This is a genomic window from Bacillus sp. FSL H8-0547 (assembly GCA_038002745.1).
Taxonomy (GTDB): Bacteria; Bacillota; Bacilli; order Bacillales; family Bacillaceae; genus Bacillus_P.
This window is the reverse complement of record JBBODD010000001.1, coordinates 2314046-2335071: the sequence shown is the minus strand read 5'-3', so window position 1 is coordinate 2335071 and position 21026 is coordinate 2314046. Positions and strand designations below refer to the sequence as shown.

Here is a 21026-nt window from a genome sequence, read left to right as displayed (position 1 = left end):
TGGCTTTAGATTTAAATAGAGACATCCCTCTTAGTAAAAGCTGCCCACGCCGCCAGAAGGAAAACGAGCAAATAAACGAACAGAACGGACATTGAAAAACCAAGTGTCATCCCTTCAAACAGCGGCCGGTTTCCTTGCAGGTGCTGCTTAAGATTCGTGTTTGCAAAAAGAATATATTTTCCCCAGTTCATTCCGTAGTGAGCCATCAGCTGCACCATGATTTTGCCTGAAAACGTCAGGACGATGGAAAGCCCGATGGCAAGAGAGCTGTTTCTGAATACAGAAGAAATCATAAAGGCAAAACCCGAAATCAGAACAATTTCAATAAAAGCTGTCAAGTATTGAAGACCAATACTTTCCACCATCAGTTTGTCATCAGGGGCAACGGATGCGCCAAAGAAAACAAGCCCAAGAATGACAGAGAAAAGAAAGTAAGCAAGCAGAAAATAGACGCCGAAAAGAAGGGCCGTCAAAAATTTAGCTGCAAGGATCTTCGAACGGGTTTTCGGACGGATTAAAAGAAACTTGATGGTGCCCCAATTAAATTCGTTTGCCACAATGGCACCTGCAATCACAAGAGAGAAAAACGGCAGGATAAATAGAGTGCCTGTTGAAAAGGAAAGATAACCAATGACGTTTTCGCCCACTCCCGCTCCTGTGAACATCTGCTTTGAACCGGCAGCAAGCAGGAAACTGATAACGGCAAGCGTTATAAAAAGCGCAGCTGTGCTTTTCTGATAGAGCAGCTTTTGGTGTTCCATTTTCAGTAGATTAAACATCCGGCATGCCTCCAGTCAGTTCAATAAATGTTTCCTCCAGTGATTTGGACAGAGGCAGAATCGCAAACACATCAATTTGTTCATTTATAAGCATTTTATTTATGACCGGAATCTCTTCTCTTTTAGCAAGAAGAACAATCTCGCTGTTTTCAGCTGCAGCCGAATAATCATTTAGAAGATCCGCAGCACGAATTGCATCGGACACTTCAAACTTCACCGTCAGAAGCTCCCCCTCACGGCTGCCGATTTCCTGAACAGCAAGAATTTCTCCATCCTGGATGATGGCGGCACGGGAGCACATGTCCTCTACCTCTTTCAGCAGATGAGAGGCAATCACGACGGCCGTTCCCTCTTTTGTGCAGAGTTCTTTCAAATACGTCCTTAGCTCTCTGATTCCGGCAGGGTCCAACCCGTTTGTCGGCTCATCCAGAATCAGCAGTTTCGGTTTATGTAAAATAGCCTGTGCGACTCCTAAGCGCTGCCTCATGCCGAGGGAATAGGTCTCAACCTTGTCGTGGATGGCTTGACCCAGTTTTACGAGCGATACGGCTTCTTTTATTCTGCCTTCATTTATATTGTCGTGCATATATGCAAAATGGCACAGGTTCTGATACCCTGTCATAAAAGGATAGAATTCAGGATTCTCAACGATTGCCCCCGCATGTTTCATCGCCTCTTCAAAATGTGTCTTAATGGAGTAACCGTTGACGGATATTTCACCTTCGTTCATTTTTACGAGACCAAGGACAGATCGGATCAGTGTTGTCTTTCCGGAGCCATTAGGGCCCAGCAGACCAAATAATTCTCCTTCGTATACAGTCAGGTTCACATTATAAAGCAGCTGTTTGTCCCCAATTTCCTTGTTCAGGCCATTTACGCTAAGTACGGCTTTTCTCACGGTGCATTCCTCCTCTACTCCCAAGTATATACTTGTTTTTCTGATTTCGATATGCAAAAAAGTCCATTGAAAAGAGCTGCCAATGAAGAGAAGCAGCCCGACTTGTTTCTATGTATTTTTCGTCAGACCCGGCGGCTGGAAATAAGGCGGCACCTTCAGCCAGCTTCTTTGAATCATTAAGCTTTTCAGCCTTATACTGTACTGGATCACGGCCGTCATAAAAGTAAGGAAAAGGGTAGCAACATCATTTCTGACAGACTCCGATACAGAAGTCCCGCAAAACGTAATATAGGTAGCTGTCTTCACGCTCAGAAAATTTGCGATTTCATTGTCTGTAAATCTGACACCAAACGGAACATCTAAAGGCTCTGACTTCGGTTTTTCTTCTGACGTCGGCGGAAGAGGCACTCCTTCTGCGGCTAAAAATTCTTTCAGTTTCATAACCGTTTCTTCTGTCGCTGTCTTGGCTTCTTCAATCACTTTAATCAGCTCTGCGTCTGTTGTTGTATTCATAAATACATCATAAAAAACGATTGCTTCCTCCATCAGGGTAAGAAGCGTCCAGAGCGCCATCACTTCTCCTACATGCAGAGGAGCTTTCGGCTCTCCATCAGCAGACAGCTTGATCATACTTTTAATGGTTTCGATTACCTTTATCATAAAACACCTCCACACCTATAATTGCCCTTTTTCATTTGAAATATAAGGGGCGCAGGGACTGGACCATGCGCAAAGAAAGATATATAAAAAGGGCCGTGCACCGTCAAAAAATTGACAGCTGCACGGCCCTGCTCGGTCTCTGCTAAGCTCTTCTCTATTTCGCTTTTAAGCGTCTATGCTTTTAAGTGATAAAGTAACTGTTTCTATCTTATCCTGCTTCTTGATCAACGTCAAGGGTTAATTTTACCAGCTGCTTTTTAATAGAAAAAAACTCCGCACTCGGCGAAGTCACATTTGATCATTTGTTTTTTCTGATACAGCCGTCAACGCATTCCTGTTTTCCTGAACCTTGGAGCTGTAAGTAAAGTCCCCGTAGCAGTATGGATACCTGAAGTTGGACTTGTCCCCTCCGCAATTGTATAGTTCCGGCTGTTTTTTCACCTGGATCATTGAAAATTCTTTCGCAAGCTCTTCCGTGTGCATTCCGCCGTTTTCAACCACAAAGTCAATATAGCCGAGGCCCATGTTGTATGCCTGTACAATCGTCATTTCATCTACCTTGCGCTCCTGTCCGTACTTCAGGCTTCTTTGAAAATACTCCACACCCTGCCTGATGCTTTCTTCCGGATTGGTAATGGCATTTCGCGGCAGACCTGCTGACTCTGAAGCCTGCATGGGGTCTCCCCCTCTGCCTTTACTTTCCTGCTGCATAAGTGCCAGAACGAGAGGCGTATACTCTTCAAGCTGATAAGTTGCAAGCTCCTGTTCAATAAGGGGCTCGTACTTTATGACTTCCTCAAACGCATTCTGCTGCATCACAGCCGGCTGTCTTTCTGCCGAATAAAACACGGTCAGCGCAAAAAAACCGGCAAATACAAGCAGCAGAAAGCCTATACTGGTTTTTATGAATTTCATCTCATCCTGCTCCGTTCTCTTATGCCCTTTGCCTACTATTATAATAAATCTGGCAATCTCTTCAACTTAGAACTAGCCCCAGCTTCTCATCTTTTTAAGAATAAGGTAGAATGTACGAAAGCGAAACAGGCTGCAGACTATCACCTTGTCAGGCCCTGGCCCTAGATGAAACTTTTGCCGGCCTGTTTTCGTCTATTCTATGAAACTTCTATTCCAAGTGAGGGATTACCATGTTTGAAATAAAACCAATACAAGCTGAACATACATATGCCTTGAGGCAAAAAGTACTGATGCCCGACTTTTCCATAGAAGAGTGCGGCTATCAAAAGGATTTTGATCAAGATACGCTTCACATCGGTGCATTTAAAGAGGAAGAACTGATTGGAACAGCATCCTTTTTTAAAGAAACACATGAAAAAATAAAAGGGAAACACGCATACAGACTGCGCGGCCTTGCCATTGATCCGGAGCACCGGAACCAGCTCCGGGGCCAGACGCTGCTCCTGCTGGCCGAAAACAAACTATCACAGCTCGAAGCAGAAACGCTGTGGTGCACAACACTTGTCAATAACGTTGAGTACTACCAGCACCTCGGTTTTAAAGAAACCGACTTCCGTTTCCATGTTCCTTCGAAGGGACTGAATGTGCTGATGGTGAAGGGGCTTTAAACGAATAAAAGGATTGACGATACACTGAACAGCAGGCCACATTTGACCTGCTGTTTTTTTATCATGCTTTCTGATCAGGACTTTGTGCTGTTAACTCCTCTTTAGCGCATTTTCGTTTGACCCTGCGCTCCGCTTTCTGCTGTTAACTCTGCTTTAGCGCAATTTCGTTTGAAACCTTGCTGCACTTTCTGCTGTTAACTCTGCTTTAGCGCATTTTCATTTGACCTTGCGCTTCACTTTCTGTTGCTAACTCCGCTTTAACGCACTTCCCTTTGAACTCGCGCTCCACTTTCTGCTGTTAACTCTGCTTTAGCGCATTTTCGGTTGAAACCATGCTGCACTTTCTGCTGTTAACTCCGTTTTAGCGCATTTTCGTTTGACCCTGCGCTCCACTTTCTGCTGTTAACTCTGCTTTAGCGCATTTTCCTTTGACCTTGCGCTCCACTTTCTGTTGCTAACTCCGCTTTAACGCACTTCCCTTTGAACTCGCGCTCCACTTTCTGCTGTTAACTCTGCTTTAGCGCATTTTCCTTTGACCTTGAGCTCCACTTTCTGTTGCTAACTCCGCTTTAGCGCACTTTCCTTTCAGCCTGCGCTCCACTTTCTGCTGTTAACTCCGTTTTAGCGCATTTTCCTCTAGTCACGCACTGCACTTTCTGCTCCTAACTCCGCTTTAACGCACTTCCCTTTGAACTCGCGCTCCACTTTCTGCTGTTAACTCTGCTTTAACACAAAAAACACCCGCAGCTGCACTAGCCGCGGGTGTACATTTACTTCACTTCTTTATTCATAAGGACAAGCTGCCTTGTTACGGCCCCTGATTCTAGCCACTCGGCTGCAGCACGGGCAAGGTTCTTTTCAATGATCCGGTCAGCAGCCGTCGGGCGGGAACTCATGCATTGGGATTCGTCGTAGATAAGCTCTTTGAAATCAAGCTCCATCTTTTTTCCCAAGTAAGCACCAAGCTCCTGCGGCGGAACCGACTCATTAATGATTAAAAAGGAATAAGTAATCCCTTTTTCATCTTTCTGCTTCAAGTACTCAGCAGCATGCTGCCAGGATGATTCATCAGCGGTAACCACAAATCCGTCAACAGCTGCGGCTGCCTCCTTCATCAGGTCTGATACTTCATGCCCGGGCAGCTGCACGCAGCAGACCCTCTGTTTCATATACAGGAGCGAGCTGATCGTATCTTTTACTTTCAGTACATTCGTCACGACTTCATTCAGTGCCGTATCATATCCGAGAGCATGATCCTCGAGGTATGAGACCGGCAAAAAGAGCACGTTCGTTTTTGCCTGGGAAAGCAGCTGTACCGCCTGATCTGATCCTCCGAGGACGAGGACGGCATCATAGGTTTCCATTACAGGCAAGAAGTCATGTTTCTTCTCGGCAACCGTTTTTTCCGGGATGGAACGAATCCATTCGCCAAGCGGCTCTGCCTGCAGTGTTCCTGTGTGCCATTCAAGTGCGGATGCTTCCGTGTTTTTATCCGCAGCAAATGCTTTAATGGCAGCTAAAATCATTCGTGTTTCATTAATAGTATCGATTCCGAAAACAGCGATGCGCATGTGATCCCTCTTTCATCTTGGAAGTTAAATGTGCTTTTGCTGAAAGGCAGCGATGCTTGCATATTCTTCCTTCAGCAGTCTTGAAAGACGTATATAAATCGGTGCCAGTTCCTGATAAACGGCAGCGTTTTCGCGAATTGGCTTATGATGATGAGCAGCCCCCACCATGTCAGAGACAACATCAAGGGAAGATACATGCCCAAGGCCGTACAAGCCAAGAATAGCGGCTCCAAGGCATGAGCTTTCAAAGCTCTCCGGTACAGAAACCTCCTGGTCGAAAATATCGGCCATCATCTGGCGCCATAGTTCAGACCTGGCAAATCCGCCTGTCGCCTGAATGCTTGCCGGCTCTCCGATCAATTCTTCGAGCGCGAGAAGAACAGTATACAGGTTGAAAATAATTCCTTCAAGTACAGAGCGTATCATGTGTTCTTTTTTATGGTGAAGAGAGAGGCCGAAGAATGATCCTCTTGCATTTGCATCCCAAAGAGGCGCCCGCTCGCCTGCCAGATACGGATGAAAAAGAAGGCCGTCTGATCCCGGCTTTACGCGTGCCGCGATTTCTGTCAGCACTTCATACGGATCTTTGCCAAGCTTCTTTGCTAATTCTGTTTCTTCGTGCCCGAGCTGATCTCGAAGCCACCTGAAAATCATTCCCCCGTTATTGACAGGCCCCCCAATGACCCATTTGTCTTCGGTCAATGCATAACAGAATGTTCTTCCTTTAGGATCTGTCACGGGCTTATCCGTCACGGTGCGGATAGCGCCGCTTGTTCCGATTGTCACAGCTGCAGCTCCCGGCTGAACGGCGTTTACGCCAAGGTTGGAAAGCACGCCGTCACTTGCTCCGACGACAAAAGGCGTGTCAGCATGAAGCCCCATAAGAGCCGCATACTGAGCATCGAGTCCAGTCAGGGAAACCGTTGTGCTGACAGGCTCAGACAGGTGCTCAGCAGTAATGCCGGCAACTTCAAGAGCCTCCCAGTCCCAATTAAGCTCATGAAGATTGAACAGTCCCGTAGCCGTAGCAATGGAATAGTCAACCACGTAACGCTTAAACAGCTTGTAGAAAACATATTCTTTTATTGAAATAAACTTAAAGGTTTTCAAAAACAGCTCAGACCGGTCGTGTCTGATCCACGTGATTTTGGATAGCGGAGACATTGGATGCAGAGGGGTTCCCGTTCGAAGATAAATCTCATGCCCGTTCATTTCATTTTTAATTTTCTCCGTCCATTTAGCACTTCTGTTATCTGCCCATGTTATGCAGTTTGTAAGGGGAATTCCCTCCCTGTCAACGGGAATGACGCTGTGCATCGCAGAACTGAATGAGACGAACAGAATATCTGATGGATGAACATTTCCGCATGAAATCACTTCGCGGATGGTTGTCACCACAGCCTGAAAAATTTCTTCCGGATCCTGTTCTGCCGTCTCCGGGTCCGGGGAATGCAGAGGATATTCAATCCCATGCGTAAAAACAATGGTTCCATCTGTCTTAAATAGAACAGACTTTGTACTTGTCGTGCCTATATCGGTGCCGATCATATATTTTTCTATCAAGTTTAATCCTCCCCTGCATTTTCGTACAGCGTTTTCATTTACAAAAGCGGAAGCGCCTTGGTCAGATCCGATAGGCAGATAAGAATCAGGCAGAAAAGTCCGGGTTTGACTTTTTTGCCTGATTTGTTCTGACAGAGGATTTAGGCGCTGGAGCTGGACGAAGATAACTTTATTTTGTTATCCAAAGCCTTTTATTCATATTTTACCTAAATGAAAAAGAAGATGCTTCTAAATAAGCCTCTTCCCTTTCCAATTATGCACGTAAACGCATTAATCTTTATTTACAACAGCGTGTCCGCCAAATTCATTGCGCAAAGCTGCGACTACTTTTCCAGAGAACGTATCCTCATCAAGAGAACGGTATCTCATCATTAGAGAAAGTGCGATGATCGGCGTTGCCGTTTGAAGGTCAAGCGCTTCTTCAACCGTCCATTTCCCTTCGCCTGATGAGTGCATAACTCCTTTAATACCGTCAAGTTTCGAATCCTTGGAGAACGCATTCTGAGTAAGCTCCATCAGCCATGAGCGGATAACAGATCCGTTGTTCCAGACTCTTGCCACCTGTTCATAGTCAAAATCAAACGGGCTTTTCTCAAGCACTTCAAAGCCTTCAGCGATTGCCTGCATCATGCCGTATTCTACGCCGTTATGAACCATTTTCAAATAGTGGCCGCTTCCGGTTTCACCTGCATACAAGTAGCCATTTTCAACACAGATATCCTTAAACAGCTGCTCGATTGATGCGAAAACTTCTTTGTCCCCGCCGATCATTGTGCATGCGCCGCTGCGTGCGCCTTCCATGCCGCCGCTTGTGCCGACATCAAAGAAATGAACGCCCTGTTCTTTCATTTCTTTTCCGCGCTTAACGGATTCTTTATAGTTTGAATTTCCACCGTCAATGACAAGATCACCAGGCTCAAGCAGGCCTTTTAGTTCAGACAGTACATTTTCTGTAATCACACCGGCTGGAACCATCATCCAGATCTTTCTTGGCGCCTCAAGCTTCGAAACCAGCTCCTCAATGGAAGAAGCACCTTCTGCACCCATATTTGAAAGTTTGGCTACTGCTTCTGAATCGATATCAAAAGCAACAACCTCATGTTTATGATCCATTAAATTAAGTGAAAGATTATAACCCATCTTTCCAAGGCCGATTAAACCTACCTGCATCTTTGAAAACTCCTTTTAATAACATGTTTTGTCCTATCCCTATTATACGAATTTTTTTTCGTTTAGCAATCGCTTCCAAGAAATTTTTTTTCACATTTACTTTGTGCTATACTTTTTCTAGTACATGTAAGCGAGGTCATTCTTTATGGGGCAAAATTGTTTAGGTAGCATCCGTTCTCATTATGCGAGGTTGAGTGAAAAAGAAAAAAAGATTGCTGATTTTATTTTGGAAAACCCCAAGGAAATTATTCATAGTACGATAAATGAAACAGCTGACCGGCTCGGTGTCGCAGAAGCGACCGTTTTCCGCTTTTGCAAGCGCATTGATTTTAAAGGCTACCAGGCGATGAAAATCGCTCTGGCTTCAGAGATTATGAGTCCGATCCAGCAGATACATGAGGAAATTACTGAAAACGATAATGAAAAGGCCGTCGCGGAAAAAGTATTTCAATCCAACATCCGCACCCTTGAAAACACCCTGCAGATTTTAGATTTTACATCTATTGAGAAAGCTGCCCGCATCCTTGCAGGCGCGAACCGCGTAGATTTTTACGGAACAGGAGGCTCTGCCATCATTGCGATGGATGCCTATCATAAATTTATCCGCACCGGCATTTCCGCCTATGCGTTTATTGATTCGCATTTTCAGCTGATGTCAGCCTCACAGCTCACGAATAATGATGCAGCAGTCATCATTTCCCATTCAGGGACCAATAAAGACACGATTAAAATCATGAATACGGCAAGAAAGAACGGAGCGAAAACCATCGGGATCACAAGCTTCCCAAAATCACCTGTCGGCCAGAATTCAGATGTTGCGCTGTTTACAAGCTCTGAAGAAACCGAATACAGGTCTGAAGCTCTGGCATCGAGAATCGGCCAGCTCAGTTTGATTGATGCGCTCTATGTGAATATGATGATCCAGAATAAAGAAAAGGCGAATCGGTCTCTTGAAAAAATCCGGAGTGCAATTTCTGAAACGAGAGTTTAGCGGAAGGCAGAATACTCTGCCTCGCGAAAATACACCTGGAACAGTACTAAATAAGCAAATTCAGCACCGTTTCTGCGGTGTTTTTTTGCATAGTAAAATCCCAATGAACTATACCTTGAAATCGAAGGAGCCCTAGACGTATAGATTGATAGATTAACAGCACTCACTTTGTACAGGTTAAATTTGACAATACCAGTATAGTATTCTACATTGTGAATAATTGGAAGAATGAAAGGGGGGCGAAAGAGATGGGATTTTTTCAGCGAATGTTTAAAAAAGTAGAGGAAGTTAATCGCGGAGAAGCAGCAGCCGCTGAGCTGGAGTCGGAAATGGTGCTGATTACAAAAGAGGATGCATACGATTTTTGGATTCCAATGGCTCAAAATATTCTTGTAAATGCTGTCAACGCGACAGGTACGACAGTAGATCGCGCCTTTGTCATTGTCGATTTTCGTAATGAGCCGGCGTTTGAGCTGTTTTATCAGCAAAATGGTTCACTTTTAATGTGGGATGAGCTTGAAGACATGACGATTACAGAAAAAATCCGGACACAGCTTCTGACACAGGCGCCTGACGCAGCGAATGCGATAAATGAAAACTTCCTCGCAGCAGGACACGTTCCAATTGCACATGCAGAGCTCCAGTTTGAATGGGCTACGAAGGCATGGTTTTCCCATATCATATGGGCGGACGGGGAGCACGCCGATATTCCAAGGGATGAGCTTCTTCGCAACTGGTTTGCCCGCATGGAAATAGAAACCGCAAATGTGCCGCTCGACAGCGACCAAAAGCTTTCTTGGTATCCAGAATAAAAGCGAACTTCACCACAATCAAAAGTCCTCAGACGTCTGCCTGAGGGCTTTTCATTTTCAACAAATCCATAACCGTCAGACTGACTGTTTCTTTCCCCCTGGCATAGCTCACAGCATAAAGGATGAATGCAAGAAAAATCGATGTCACTAAATAAATCATCCAGTAGATTGCCGTGCCGGCATACGAAATGCCGAGCACAAACGCTGCCGTAAACCAGAGCATAAGATGAAGAAGATGCTGCAGCTTATACCTTTTTTTCTCTAAAACAGCCGTAAAAAAGGACGCGCAGTATAACGCAGCTATGGCGGCATAAATACCTGATACGATGATAACTGCAAACAGCATAACCGATCATTCCTTTCCTTACTGACTATTTTCGCACAGGCGGCAGGATCAATAAAGAAAGAACTTTCATTACCCAGGTAACTAAAAGGTGTGATATAATTACCCAGGTAACTAATTAAAAGGAGAACTAATACATGACCGCCGAACAGAACCTTTTTCACGCCATTCAGCAGCTTTCGAGGAAGCTGACAAACCGTTTAAATGAAACGCTTCAGCCTTTTGGCCTATACAGCGCGCAATGGACCGTGCTATTCACCCTCAAAAAATCAGGCACTCTCACACAGACTGAGCTCTGTGATTACTTATCGATTGAAGCTCCTCCTATGACGCGCACTATCCAGCGCCTCGTGAAACAGGGCTACGTCCAGCAGGTTCAAGGAGCTGATAAACGGATGAAGCACATCAAACTCACTGACAAAGCGACCCAGGATTATGAAAAATGGGAATCAGCAGTAGCTGAAATGGAGAAGGACCTTCTTTCGGGCATGCCGGAAAGCACTCAGGAGCCTCTCAGGATGTATATTCAGCAGTGGCTTCTTCACATAAGAAATACAGAAAGGAAATGAACATATGAATGAACAAAAACTATGGACCAGAAACTTCCTGTCCATTTCTATAAGCAGCTTTTTTCTCTTTTTGACGTTTTACTATCTGCTCGTAACCCTGCCCATTTATGCCATTCACGATTTAAACGGAAAACCGGCACAAGCAGGCCTGATAGTGACCATTTTTCTAGTTGCAGCCATTGTCGTCCGGCCATTTGCCGGGAAATGGATTGAACGGCACGGAAAAAGGAAAGTGCTCCTTTCCTCCCTTTTGATCTTTTTAATAGGATCCTTGCTTTATTCTTCTATAAACTCAATGAACGGGCTGTTTGCATTAAGATTCCTGCACGGAATTGGCTTCGGAATGGCCACGACGGCTGCAGGAGCGATTGTGGCAGATATCATTCCTGAATCAAGGCGCGGCGAAGGGATGGGCTATTACGCCATGTCGATGAATCTTGCGATGGTCATTGGACCGTTCCTTGGCCTGACTGCTATGGACCAATGGGGCACGGGCATTATGTTCAGCATCTGCATCTTTACAGCTGTTTTCTCCCTAGTGTCAGGATTACTTATGACTCTTCCAAAAGGTACTGCGGATGGAAGCAAAGTCGTTCCAGCTGCCGGCCGCACAGGAATAAAAGGATTCTTTGAGCCCTCAGCTATCTCAATTGCGCTGGTAGCCGGACTATTCGCTCTGGTGTATGCATCCATCCTTTCCTTTGTCTCTGTATACGCCAGGGAAATCGGCCTGATGCAGGCAGCAAGCTACTTTTTTGTTGTCTATGCCGTGGTCATGCTCCTTGCACGGCCTTTTACGGGAAAATGGTTTGACCGCTATGGGGCAAATTTCATTATCTACCCTGCCATCCTGATTTTTGCAGCAGGAATGGTGCTTTTGAGCATCGCTGATACATCACTCGGCTTCCTCACCGCTGCAGGCTTAATCGGCCTCGGATGGGGCACTCTGTTTCCAAGCTTCCAGACGATCGCCATCCAGTCCGCAGAGCCGAAAAAAAGAGGGCTTGCCACAGCAACCTTCCTGTCCATTTTTGATATCGGGATTGGTGCAGGTTCATTTATCGTCGGTGTGCTGACAGCCAAGATTTCGTTCAGCTCCTTGTATTTTGCCAGTTCGTTTTTTATTTTGGGATGCCTGGCTGTTTACTATATGCTGCATGGGAGAAAGGACGCTGCTTTGCGTGCAGCGGTGATGGCGGAGACGGAAAAGCAAAGTGCATGATAAGTCATTTTGAATTAGAACATAAAGAAGAGCCTGCTCCCGTAGAGCCGGCTCTTCAGTGTTCCAGCAAGTAGTTTATCCTCTTCTCCAAAAGCCCTTCTCCCCCATAACCCATCAGCACGTTAACAATTTCTCCGTCCCTGTTGATAAAATAGGTTGTCGGCACAGCCGCTACCCTGAATAGTGAGGCTGCTGCTCCCGTTTTATCCAGCAGGACAGGAAACGTGAAACCATAATCTTTCGCAAACATATACGCTCCTTCTTCTGAATCCTGGGCTGTTAGATTCACGGCGTAAATTTTCACTTTTCCTTCATATTTCTTTGAAAGCATGACTAGCTCGGGAGCTTCCTGTTTGCACGGACCGCACCAGGAAGCCCAGAAATTCAGGACAACGGGCTGATTATATGGAGGTTTGAGATGGTGTTCCTGCCCGCGCATATCCTTTAGTGTGATTTCAGGAGCGAGCGGATCTTTTGCCAGTGCAGGCTGGTGGAATGCTAAGCAAAAACATAAAGACAGTACAAGTCCGATTATTCTCTTCAACGTTTTTCCTCCCTTTTTAAAGCTAGCATTCTCCTTATCAAAAGTGCATATTCCTAAAAAGACAAGCGTACACATGAGATAGGATGGTTTTCTGAAAGGAGCGGCTCGTTTTGCTTTCTAAAACAAGTTCAGCAATCGTTACTTTTCTTTTTTTGGCTTTGTTTATCGGGATGATGGCCTATTTGGATACACCACAGGCAACAAGTGATGAAACTGTTACGTTTCCGATGGCTGCTGAAGAAGAGGATCAGGAGACAGCGGCTTTGGAATCAGAGCTGGTCACTGTTTATGAAGACAAAAAAATCGGCACAAAATGGGAAGACGGCTACCGTATAGAAACGTATCAGGAATTTGAGGTAGTGAAGGATACAGACGGGAAAACGGTAGATGTCAGGCCGACGGGGAACTACAGTTATTTGAAGTATAAAGGTGATGCAGAATAAAAGAAGGGTGTCCCGGCAGCAGGCCGGAACACCCTTTTTTGTTTCTGTTTAGGCAGAAGACTGATGGAACAGCATGAACCATTCAGTGCCATCAATTCATGGTATTGATTTTTTGATGGCACTTATGATGATTTTGAGAACCACCAAAAACCGCAATCCTATTCTTGATGGCACTTATCATGCTTTTTAGAACCATCAAACTCCGTAATCCTTTTCTTGATGGCACTTATATTGCTTTTGAGAACCATCAAAAACCGTAATCCTTTTCTTGATGGCACTAATATTGCTTTTGAGAACCATCAAAAACCGTAATCCTTTTCTTGATGGCACTTATATTGCTTTTTAGAACCATTAAACACCGTAATCCTATTCTTGATGGCACTTATCAAGCTGTTGAGAATAATCAAACACCGTAATCCTTTTCTTGATGGCACTTATCATGCTGTTTAGAACCATCAAACACCGCATTCCTTTTCTTGATGGCACTTATCATGCTGTTTAGAACCATCAAAAACCGTAATCCTTTTCTTGATGGCACTTATCATGATGTTTAGAACCATCAAACATAGCAATCCATCTCTTGATGGCACTTATCCTGTTGTTGAGAACCATCAAAAACCGCTTTCTTCTTTTTAATAGAACCATCCAAACCGAAGATCATTTCCCTCCAGTAAACGATATTCCCTTAATAAAATACCGGTTAAAGAACGCATAAATCAGCAGAACCGGAAGCGTGAACACCATGGATGCCGCCATAATATAGTTCCAGTAGCTGACGTACTGCCCCTTAAAGGTATTAAGTCCGAGCGGCAGGGTGAACATTTCAATGTCGGTCATGACGATCAGCGGTCTCATGAAGTCATTCCATGAGCCCATGAATACGAAGATGGCCTGTGCTGCAAGGGCTGGCCTTGCAAGCGGAAGCACAATTTTAAAGAATGTGCCGAGTCTGCTGAGTCCGTCCATCTCTGCGGCTTCTTCAAGTTCTTTCGGGAAGTTGATGAAAAATTGTCTCATCATGAAAATGAATGTGGCGTTGATCATCGCAGGAACAATCATACCCTGGTAGGAATTGAGCCAGCCGAGCTCTTTTAAAATCAGATAGTTCGGGATCATTGTGACCTGCGCCGGAATCATCAGGACGGCAAGAATCATGATGAACAGAGCTTTTTTTCCGGGGAAACTGAGCCTTGCCAGCGCATAGCCTGCCATGGAGTTGAACAGGAGGTTGAGTGCCGTTCCAACCACTGCAATCAGCACGCTGTTAAACATCCATCTCGGAAAGAGCTCCTGCTCGATGAAGATTTGTTTGTAGTTGTCGAGTGTAAAGTTTTTTGGAATAAAGCTCAATGTGCCGCTTACGATTTCCTGCAGTGTTTTAAAGGACGAAGACAGCGCCCACAGGAAAGGCACAAGTGTTGTGATGGCATAGAGAATCAATATCGCATAGACAATGATCCGTCCGGCTCCAAGCTTTTTCTTCATGTTTCTCCCTCCTTAATATAGCGACTCTTCTTTTGAAAATTTTCTCTGTATCAGTGTAGCGACAAGGATGACGATGGCAAGCATGAGCACAAGTGCTGCTGCGTATCCCATCGTTCCAAGATTTTTGAACGCATATTGATAGACTAATAGAACGACCGTCAGCGTGGAGTTGTCAGGTCCCCCTGATCCTCCTGAAAAAATATATGACTGGTCGAACAGCTGAAACGTTCCGATCAATCCCATGATGGCGACAAATGATGTCACCGGACGCAGCTGCGGGACAGTGATCTTCATGAATTTCTGAATGGTATTTGCCCCGTCAAGTTCAGCGGCTTCATATAAGGAGTCCGGGATATCCTGCAGCGCTGCCAGGTAAATAACCATGAAAAACGGAGCTGTTGACCAGATGTTCATGATCATAATCGCGTTCAGCGCAATATTCGGGTCCCCGAGAAAGTTATACGTCGGAAGTCCAATCGCATCAAGCACGTTATTGATCAGCCCGTTTTTATTGTACATCCACATGAAAATCAGCGTCAGTACGGCTGATGAAGTCAGTGTAGGCAGGAAGTAAACAATCCTGAAAAAGGTCTGTCCTTTCATGCCGGCATTTAACGTTGCAGCCAGAATCAGAGCAAGGATGGTCTGGCACGGCACAACGATGACAACGTACTTGAACGTATTCCAAAGAGCAATTTGCGCCCTCGTATCATTGAGTATTCGCGCGAAGTTTTCAAAGGCCACAAAATCATAGCTTGTTGTTCCAAGCAGCTGAACTTTGTGGAATGACATAAAAATAACGTAAAAGATCGGTCCGATAATAAACAGCAGCAGGACAAATAGTGCAGGCGACATGAAGAAGTAGCCCTGTCCCGCTTCTCGTAATGTTCGTTTTGAAAGGTGTTTCATAAAATGGCCACGCTCCCTGTGCAACGGATTGCTGCACAGCCTCTTTCCATTGAAGCCGTAACTTCAGCAGAAAGAAGCCGTGCAGATTTTATAAAGGGAGAAAGGAAGTTAACGCTCCCTGTTCTCCCGCTTCACCGGTTTATTTTGAATCAATCTCGCTGTTTGCCTGTTTTTCCGCTTCTTTTAAAGCCTCTTCAAGCGGACGGTCTCCCAGAAATGCACTTAAAAACTGATTATTGAAGTTGTTCATAACAATCGGGAGCGACGTGCCTTCAGACCAGACAGTTGCATATTCTGCTCCTGCTACAAGCGGTCCGCGAAGTTCGTCCTTATCAAAACCAAGCTTTTCTGCAACTGATTTGCGTGTTGGAAGTGCGTAGCCTTTACTTGTCCACGTTTCCATTCCTTCTTTTCCTGTCAGGTAAGAAAGCAGTTCCCATGAAGCCTCTTTCTTTTCAGAAGCAGCATTCATGACATACGCAACGCTGTAGGCCATCGTTGATTTTTCACCATTTACAGAAGGCAGCTCGGCTGTTCCGTATTCTACATCCGGGAATGTATCAGCAAGGAACGGGATGGCCCAGTTTCCTTCAATGACCATCGCAGCTTTCTGCTGGCCGAACACTTCCCCGCCCCATGTTGCGCCAACTTCTTTAGGTTCAACCGCTGACTTGTCGACATTGTGCATATCAATAATCGGCTTTAACGCTTCTGCCACTTCAGCTGATGCGAAGTTTGCCTTTCCGTCCTTTACGACGTCTCCCCCGAGGGATTCAGCAAGCCAGAACTGGCGAGCAAGCTCAGGTGCAACCCCAAAGCCGTACTTCCCGTCCTTTGTCAGCTTTTTAGCAGCATCTCGGAATTCATCCCACGTCTGCGGTACTTCTACACCTGCATCAGCAAGCATTTTTTTGTTGTAAAATAACGCTAGAGTTGAGTAATCTTTTGGAAAACCGTATGTTTTTTCGTCCGCAATAAATGCTTCTAAAAGAGGCTTTTCAAAATCTTCCACGTCAAAATCATCTGTAACATACTCATCAAGGGGCTCAATCACGCCCGTTTCAATTAACGCAGGAGCTTCAAAAGCATCCAGGTAAAACACGTCCGGACCCTCTCCGCCAATAAGACGGGTTTTAATGACATCCATGTATTGCTCCGTAATAACCTCAAGTTTCACGTCAATGTTCGGATGCTTTTCTTCAAAGTCTGCAATGGTCTGCTTTAAAAGCTTTTCTTCCGTCGGATTTCCTCCCCAACCGGCAAGTGTCACTTCTGTCTTTTCTCCGTCTGCCCCTTCCTTAGAAGCTCCGTCTGAGCTGCACCCTGAGAGAACACCTGCCATTAACATTGAAGCAATTCCAAGTCCCGCCATCCATTTTCTTGATTTCATGTACTTTTGCCCCTTCCAATTTTTTATGATCTAAAGGAGGTGTCCCTCCAGCAGATAATGGGTTATTTCTGTGCGAGCTGCTTAGATGTGTTAAGTTGAAATCCTGTCGTATTTTTCAGCACTTCTATTTTGTAATCTGTTCCGCTTCGTTTAATAGAAAGAGACAGCTTTCCCTTTCCGATTGCGAGTTCATGTACTTCAAGTGAATTCATTGATGAGAGCAGAACAGGAGAAAGCGTGATTTCTTCCTTTATGCTGTCCGGAAATAACCCGAGCAGAGATTGAATAAACACAAGCGGTGTCCCTGCTGCCCATGCTTGCGGCGAGCAGGCAACAGGATATTTTACCGCTTTGCCCCCTTTGCTGCTGTAACCGCAGAACAATTCAGGCAGACGGTCATATTCAAAGTGTGACGCAGCATCAATCAGTCCGTTTATGACTTTGGCTGTTTCCTGATGGAAGCCGGTCTTGCTCATTCCAAGCAGTGACATGCTGTTGTCATGCGGCCAGATGCTGCCGTCGTGATAGCTCATCGGATTGTAGCCGGCTTCGCCTTCCGCCATTGTCCGGATGCCGTAGCCTGAGAACATTTTCGGCGAAACAAGCATATCTGTTACGGATTTTGCACGGCTTTCGCTGAGCATGCCTGAAAACAGAACGTGACCGGGATTTGATGTTATCGTGCCGACCTGGTCTTTCTTTTCATCAAGAGCGATGGCATAGAACTGAACATCCTCCATCCAGAAAGCTTCTTCAAATCTTTCTTTTAAAGCAGATGCCTGTCTGCGGAGAAGGTCTGCTTTTTCAGTAAGATTCATTTTTTCATAGATATCAGCAAGCCCTGTTTTCGCCTGATAAACATAGCCCTGTACTTCTGCGAGGGCAATCGGCGTTTTCGCATACTCCCCGTCACGGTGAACAACTGAATCTCCGGAATCCTTCCAGCCTTGATTGGCTATGCCCTTGCTCGACTCCTGATGATACTCAACAAACAGATCATCATCGCGGTCTCCAAATTCGTCGATCCACATTAAAGCGTTATCAATGGTCGTCTCAAGCGATTCAGCAAGCTCGAAATCTCCCGTCCATTTCACATATTCCGATAAAAGAATCAAAAACAGAGGTGTAGCGTCAACCGTTCCATAGTATGGGGTAAACGGGATTTGTCCTGTCGCTGCAAGCTCTCCAAACCGGATTTCATGCATGATTTTACCCGGTTGCTCATCTCTCCATGGATCCAGATTCTGTCCTTGGTAGTGGGCCATTGTGAGAAGAGTGCCCTTTGCTATCTCTGCCTGGAAAGGAAGGATCTGAAGTGCGGCAATCAGGCTGTCACGTCCAAATGGAACGCCAAACCAAGGAAGTCCTGCTACCGGGAAAGGTCCAAATCCAACGTCTGTTAGAAGCACTCTCATATCATTCAGTCCGCGGTCAACCAGACGCTGCAGCGGTGCAAAATCAGTCTTCACTGTAGCTGTGCCGTCATTCCAGTTTTCATAGGAAGCCTCAAGCTTTTCAAGAGCCTCTTCTTTTTTCACCATCTTATTTCCGCTGCTATCGCCAATTTTCGGCTGTACGGCAAATGTCACGGAATCTGATTCACCATGTGCCAGTTCAAATTCGAATACAATAGTTCCGTTCTCTTCAGCGCGTTTCGCTTGTTTATCCCAGGTAATGACCGTGCTGCGGTTTACATGGTCTGCACCTTCGTATAGAAACGTAAGGGTGTTTTCCTCAACCTTCTGTCCCGTTCTGCGGCCAAGATCGCCGTTTTGGAATCCGCGGACAACAAACATGTCCAGAAAATCAACATCTGCATGCACACTGATTTCAAATTTTACCGGCTTTGGAAAGTAATTTTTCACTTTCACTTCTTCGTAAAGCACATCATCATAGATAAAACGCGATCGTTCCATTTCAACGGATTCTCTCCACAGAATGAGCTCACCGTCTTTTTCCATATGAGGATTCGTCAATAGAATGCTTGATTTGTAGTTTTTGTCCGCTTCAGATGAAAGAAGAATTGGATCTTCACCGTTGATTTTCAAGTCCAGTTTGCTCAGGAAGCGTGTATCCTTTGTGTAAAGCCCTAAGCCGTACGGATGGTTTTCAGGTATATTCCCGTTTGTGTCTGTTAGAAGAAACAGGTCGTTTTCTTTAATCACTCTGTAATCCATGAATGTCCTCCTTGGTGAATCCGAAACGTTTTGGATTTTGTGTAGCACGTTCCGAAACGTTTCGGTTTTTGGCAGTACCACGTAAGTGGCTTTTATTTTGCAGACTCTCTTATAATCAGTTCTGTTTCAAGTGTAATCACTTGCGCACCGCTTTTTTCTTCAAGCATATCTATGAGTGCATTCGCTGCTTTGTAGCCGAGTTCAAACTTGTTTTGGGCAATGGTCGTCAGTGGAGGTGATGAATAGGCGGCAAGCAGAATGTTATCGTAGCCGATGACAGAAAGCTGCTCGGGCACGGAAAGTCCCGCTGCTTTTGCACTTTTTATCACGCCAAGCGCCATAAGATCGCTTGCGCAGAAAATGGCTGTCAGTTCAGGGTGTTCTTTTAAAAGCATCGTTCCTGCTTCCTCGGCTTTTTCCTCCGTAAAGTCACCGCTCGCAATATACTGCTCGTTTACTTGAAGTCCCGCTTCCTGCAGGGCTTCCATATAACCTTTAAGCCTTTGCTTACTGACATAAGCCTGATCATGGCCATTCACCAGGCCGATGTTTTCGTGGCCGGATTGAATGAGATGCCGAACTGCCCGTTTCGCCCCAAGAACGTTGTCTGTTGTGACATAGCCCACGCTATTTGATGAAATCGGGATATCAATCAGCATACACGGGATGTCGCTTTCTACAACTTCCTTCAAATAAGGATCATCGATTTTCATCCCTTGAAGAATGACTCCGTCAACTCTTCGTTCCCTGCACAGCTGGGAGTACGTTTTCTCCCTCTGCTTTGTCGTTGTCGTACTGAAAAGCACCAGATCATAATCGCGTTCTGAAATGCATTCATTCACGCCCGAGAGAACCTCAAAAGTGAAATTGTCTTTGGAGCTGACCCGGTTCATGCCGGATACAAGCATGCCGATGGTTTTGGACTTTTTCATGACGAGTCCTCTTGCCAGCGTGTTCGGGCTGTAATTGAGCTGCTTGGCAATCTCCATAATCTTTCGTCTTGTCTTTTCATTCACATCGGAATAGCCGTTCAGTGCCCGTGATACAGTCGTTACCGACACGCCTGCCGCTTTCGCAATGTCTTTTATCGTAGTCAAAATACTTTCCTCCAAAACGTTTCGGATGCCTTTGATAGTCATCTTACATGATAATGATAACGTTTGCAAATGTTTTTCATCGGGAATATATTTCAGGTTTGCTAATTGAATATCAGGTTTATAGTTACTAGCACTGTCAAATGATTAGGCACGTACATATAGTAGGGAGACTACTCTAAAGGAGAATATGAACCTATGAACAATCGGATGATAAATGGTCATTTTGATGCGGGGTCCCTGTTGCCGTGGACCTGTACAAATACATCACCTGCAGCACCGTCTGCTGCCAGACTTCATGGCGGTACCGTCAACAGCTGTATCTCACAGTATGTAAAAGTTAATCCCGGGGAGACGCTGGACCTTCTTGTTTCTTTATCAGATGTCAAAGCTCCGCTTACAATCTCTGTTGTTTTTTACAGCGCTTCGTACGCTTTCCTTGGTTACGGCCTTATCAAAAACATTGCCTTTGATGCCGGCAATAAAGGAACGATGAACGTTCGGGAAGCCGTATCTGCAGCACCAGCAGGAACAGCCCAGGCACTGATTTTAATCAACAAGCTGCCTCATGCAGGCTCTTCAGATGTACTTGTAACCGGCGTTGAACTGTTTTCAGGTGCTGAAGAAGAACCTATGGTTGTGGATATTTTCAAACTGATCGAGAGCAGACAGTCGTTAATTAAGAGCTGATGGTGTAATGGTGTGTGTTTCTGCTTTCAGGATGAAAGAAAGAGGCTGGGACAAAACCCTCCTCTGAACTGAAAAAGCCGGTGACATTTTACGACGAGTAAAATGTCACCGGCTTTTATTATGTTTGGGAATT

Annotated in this window: 21 protein-coding genes; 7 read left to right on the top strand and 14 right to left on the bottom strand. The window is 45.3% G+C overall.

The genetic code is table 11. The features are described from left to right. Positions 1 to 11: 11 nt before the first annotated feature. From MHB63_11480 to MHB63_11465, 4 genes are all read right to left on the bottom strand, one after another. On the bottom strand, positions 12 to 779 hold the full coding sequence (locus MHB63_11480) for an ABC transporter permease (protein MEK3807152.1): 768 nt from the start codon (positions 777 to 779) through the stop codon (positions 12 to 14). Further along, entirely contained in the window at positions 772 to 1677 is a 906-nt protein-coding gene (locus tag MHB63_11475; GenBank protein ID MEK3807151.1) for an ABC transporter ATP-binding protein, read from the bottom strand. Before MHB63_11475 ends, MHB63_11480 begins: the two co-directional genes overlap by 8 nt. A gap of 108 nt (positions 1678 to 1785) precedes the next feature. After that, complete coding sequence (locus MHB63_11470) at positions 1786 to 2337, bottom strand: DUF3231 family protein (protein MEK3807150.1); 552 nt, start codon at positions 2335 to 2337, stop codon at positions 1786 to 1788. A 288-nt stretch (positions 2338 to 2625) separates the two neighbouring features. After that, positions 2626 to 3252 (bottom strand): lysozyme family protein, encoded by a 627-nt coding sequence (locus tag MHB63_11465; GenBank protein MEK3807149.1) that lies wholly within the window; start codon positions 3250 to 3252, stop codon positions 2626 to 2628. Positions 3253 to 3482: 230 nt separating this feature from the next. Here MHB63_11465 and MHB63_11460 point away from each other — a divergent pair, with 230 nt between their 5' ends. Continuing rightward, positions 3483 to 3920: a GNAT family N-acetyltransferase gene (locus MHB63_11460; protein MEK3807148.1), complete on the top strand. Its 438-nt coding sequence runs from the start codon at positions 3483 to 3485 to the stop codon at positions 3918 to 3920. Between the two features lie 770 nt (positions 3921 to 4690). Here the strand turns inward: MHB63_11460 and MHB63_11455 are convergent. From MHB63_11455 to gnd, 3 genes are all read right to left on the bottom strand, one after another. Beyond that, a complete protein-coding gene (locus MHB63_11455; GenBank protein MEK3807147.1) occupies positions 4691 to 5491 on the bottom strand; it encodes a 6-phosphofructokinase in 801 nt (266 codons plus the stop codon). A gap of 24 nt (positions 5492 to 5515) precedes the next feature. After that, positions 5516 to 7039 (bottom strand): gluconokinase, encoded by a 1524-nt coding sequence (gene gntK, locus MHB63_11450; GenBank protein ID MEK3807146.1) that lies wholly within the window; start codon positions 7037 to 7039, stop codon positions 5516 to 5518. Between the two features lie 285 nt (positions 7040 to 7324). Continuing rightward, the gene (gnd, locus tag MHB63_11445; protein MEK3807145.1) at positions 7325 to 8224 is read right to left on the bottom strand and encodes a phosphogluconate dehydrogenase (NAD(+)-dependent, decarboxylating); all 900 of its coding nucleotides are present in this window, start codon (positions 8222 to 8224) and stop codon (positions 7325 to 7327) included. 145 nt (positions 8225 to 8369) lie between these two features. Between gnd and MHB63_11440 the strand changes: the two genes are divergently transcribed. Then, complete coding sequence (locus MHB63_11440) at positions 8370 to 9215, top strand: MurR/RpiR family transcriptional regulator (GenBank protein ID MEK3807144.1); 846 nt, start codon at positions 8370 to 8372, stop codon at positions 9213 to 9215. 248 nt (positions 9216 to 9463) lie between these two features. Beyond that, the gene (locus MHB63_11435; GenBank protein MEK3807143.1) at positions 9464 to 10027 is read left to right on the top strand and encodes a hypothetical protein; all 564 of its coding nucleotides are present in this window, start codon (positions 9464 to 9466) and stop codon (positions 10025 to 10027) included. Positions 10028 to 10055: 28 nt separating this feature from the next. Here MHB63_11435 and MHB63_11430 read toward each other — a convergent pair whose 3' ends face one another. Beyond that, positions 10056 to 10373, bottom strand: coding sequence for a hypothetical protein (locus MHB63_11430; protein ID MEK3807142.1), 318 nt, complete (start codon positions 10371 to 10373; stop codon positions 10056 to 10058). Between the two features lie 134 nt (positions 10374 to 10507). On the opposite strand from MHB63_11430, the gene MHB63_11425 reads away from it, so the two are divergent. Then, positions 10508 to 10939 carry a MarR family transcriptional regulator gene (locus tag MHB63_11425; GenBank protein ID MEK3807141.1) on the top strand — a complete coding sequence of 144 codons (432 nt, stop codon included), beginning with the start codon at positions 10508 to 10510 and terminating at the stop codon, positions 10937 to 10939. 4 nt (positions 10940 to 10943) lie between these two features. Next, positions 10944 to 12161, top strand: a complete 1218-nt coding sequence (locus tag MHB63_11420; protein ID MEK3807140.1) for an MFS transporter — start codon at positions 10944 to 10946, stop codon at positions 12159 to 12161. A 55-nt stretch (positions 12162 to 12216) separates the two neighbouring features. Here MHB63_11420 and MHB63_11415 read toward each other — a convergent pair whose 3' ends face one another. Continuing rightward, positions 12217 to 12705 (bottom strand): TlpA disulfide reductase family protein, encoded by a 489-nt coding sequence (locus MHB63_11415; GenBank protein ID MEK3807139.1) that lies wholly within the window; start codon positions 12703 to 12705, stop codon positions 12217 to 12219. 110 nt (positions 12706 to 12815) lie between these two features. Here MHB63_11415 and MHB63_11410 point away from each other — a divergent pair, with 110 nt between their 5' ends. After that, a complete protein-coding gene (locus MHB63_11410; protein MEK3807138.1) occupies positions 12816 to 13148 on the top strand; it encodes a hypothetical protein in 333 nt (110 codons plus the stop codon). Positions 13149 to 13805: 657 nt separating this feature from the next. On the opposite strand, the gene MHB63_11405 is transcribed toward MHB63_11410, so the two are convergent. From MHB63_11405 to MHB63_11385, 5 genes are all read right to left on the bottom strand, one after another. Next, positions 13806 to 14633, bottom strand: a complete 828-nt coding sequence (locus MHB63_11405) for a carbohydrate ABC transporter permease (protein ID MEK3807137.1) — start codon at positions 14631 to 14633, stop codon at positions 13806 to 13808. 12 nt (positions 14634 to 14645) lie between these two features. Then, complete coding sequence (locus MHB63_11400; protein ID MEK3807136.1) at positions 14646 to 15542, bottom strand: sugar ABC transporter permease; 897 nt, start codon at positions 15540 to 15542, stop codon at positions 14646 to 14648. Positions 15543 to 15681: 139 nt separating this feature from the next. Next, a complete protein-coding gene (locus MHB63_11395) occupies positions 15682 to 16932 on the bottom strand; it encodes an ABC transporter substrate-binding protein (GenBank protein MEK3807135.1) in 1251 nt (416 codons plus the stop codon). A gap of 62 nt (positions 16933 to 16994) precedes the next feature. Then, complete coding sequence (locus tag MHB63_11390) at positions 16995 to 19109, bottom strand: amylo-alpha-1,6-glucosidase (GenBank protein ID MEK3807134.1); 2115 nt, start codon at positions 19107 to 19109, stop codon at positions 16995 to 16997. Between the two features lie 92 nt (positions 19110 to 19201). Next, the gene (locus MHB63_11385) at positions 19202 to 20206 is read right to left on the bottom strand and encodes a LacI family DNA-binding transcriptional regulator (GenBank protein MEK3807133.1); all 1005 of its coding nucleotides are present in this window, start codon (positions 20204 to 20206) and stop codon (positions 19202 to 19204) included. 195 nt (positions 20207 to 20401) lie between these two features. Here MHB63_11385 and MHB63_11380 point away from each other — a divergent pair, with 195 nt between their 5' ends. Continuing rightward, entirely contained in the window at positions 20402 to 20893 is a 492-nt protein-coding gene (locus tag MHB63_11380) for an NTTRR-F1 domain (GenBank protein ID MEK3807132.1), read from the top strand. Positions 20894 to 21026 lie beyond the last annotated feature (133 nt).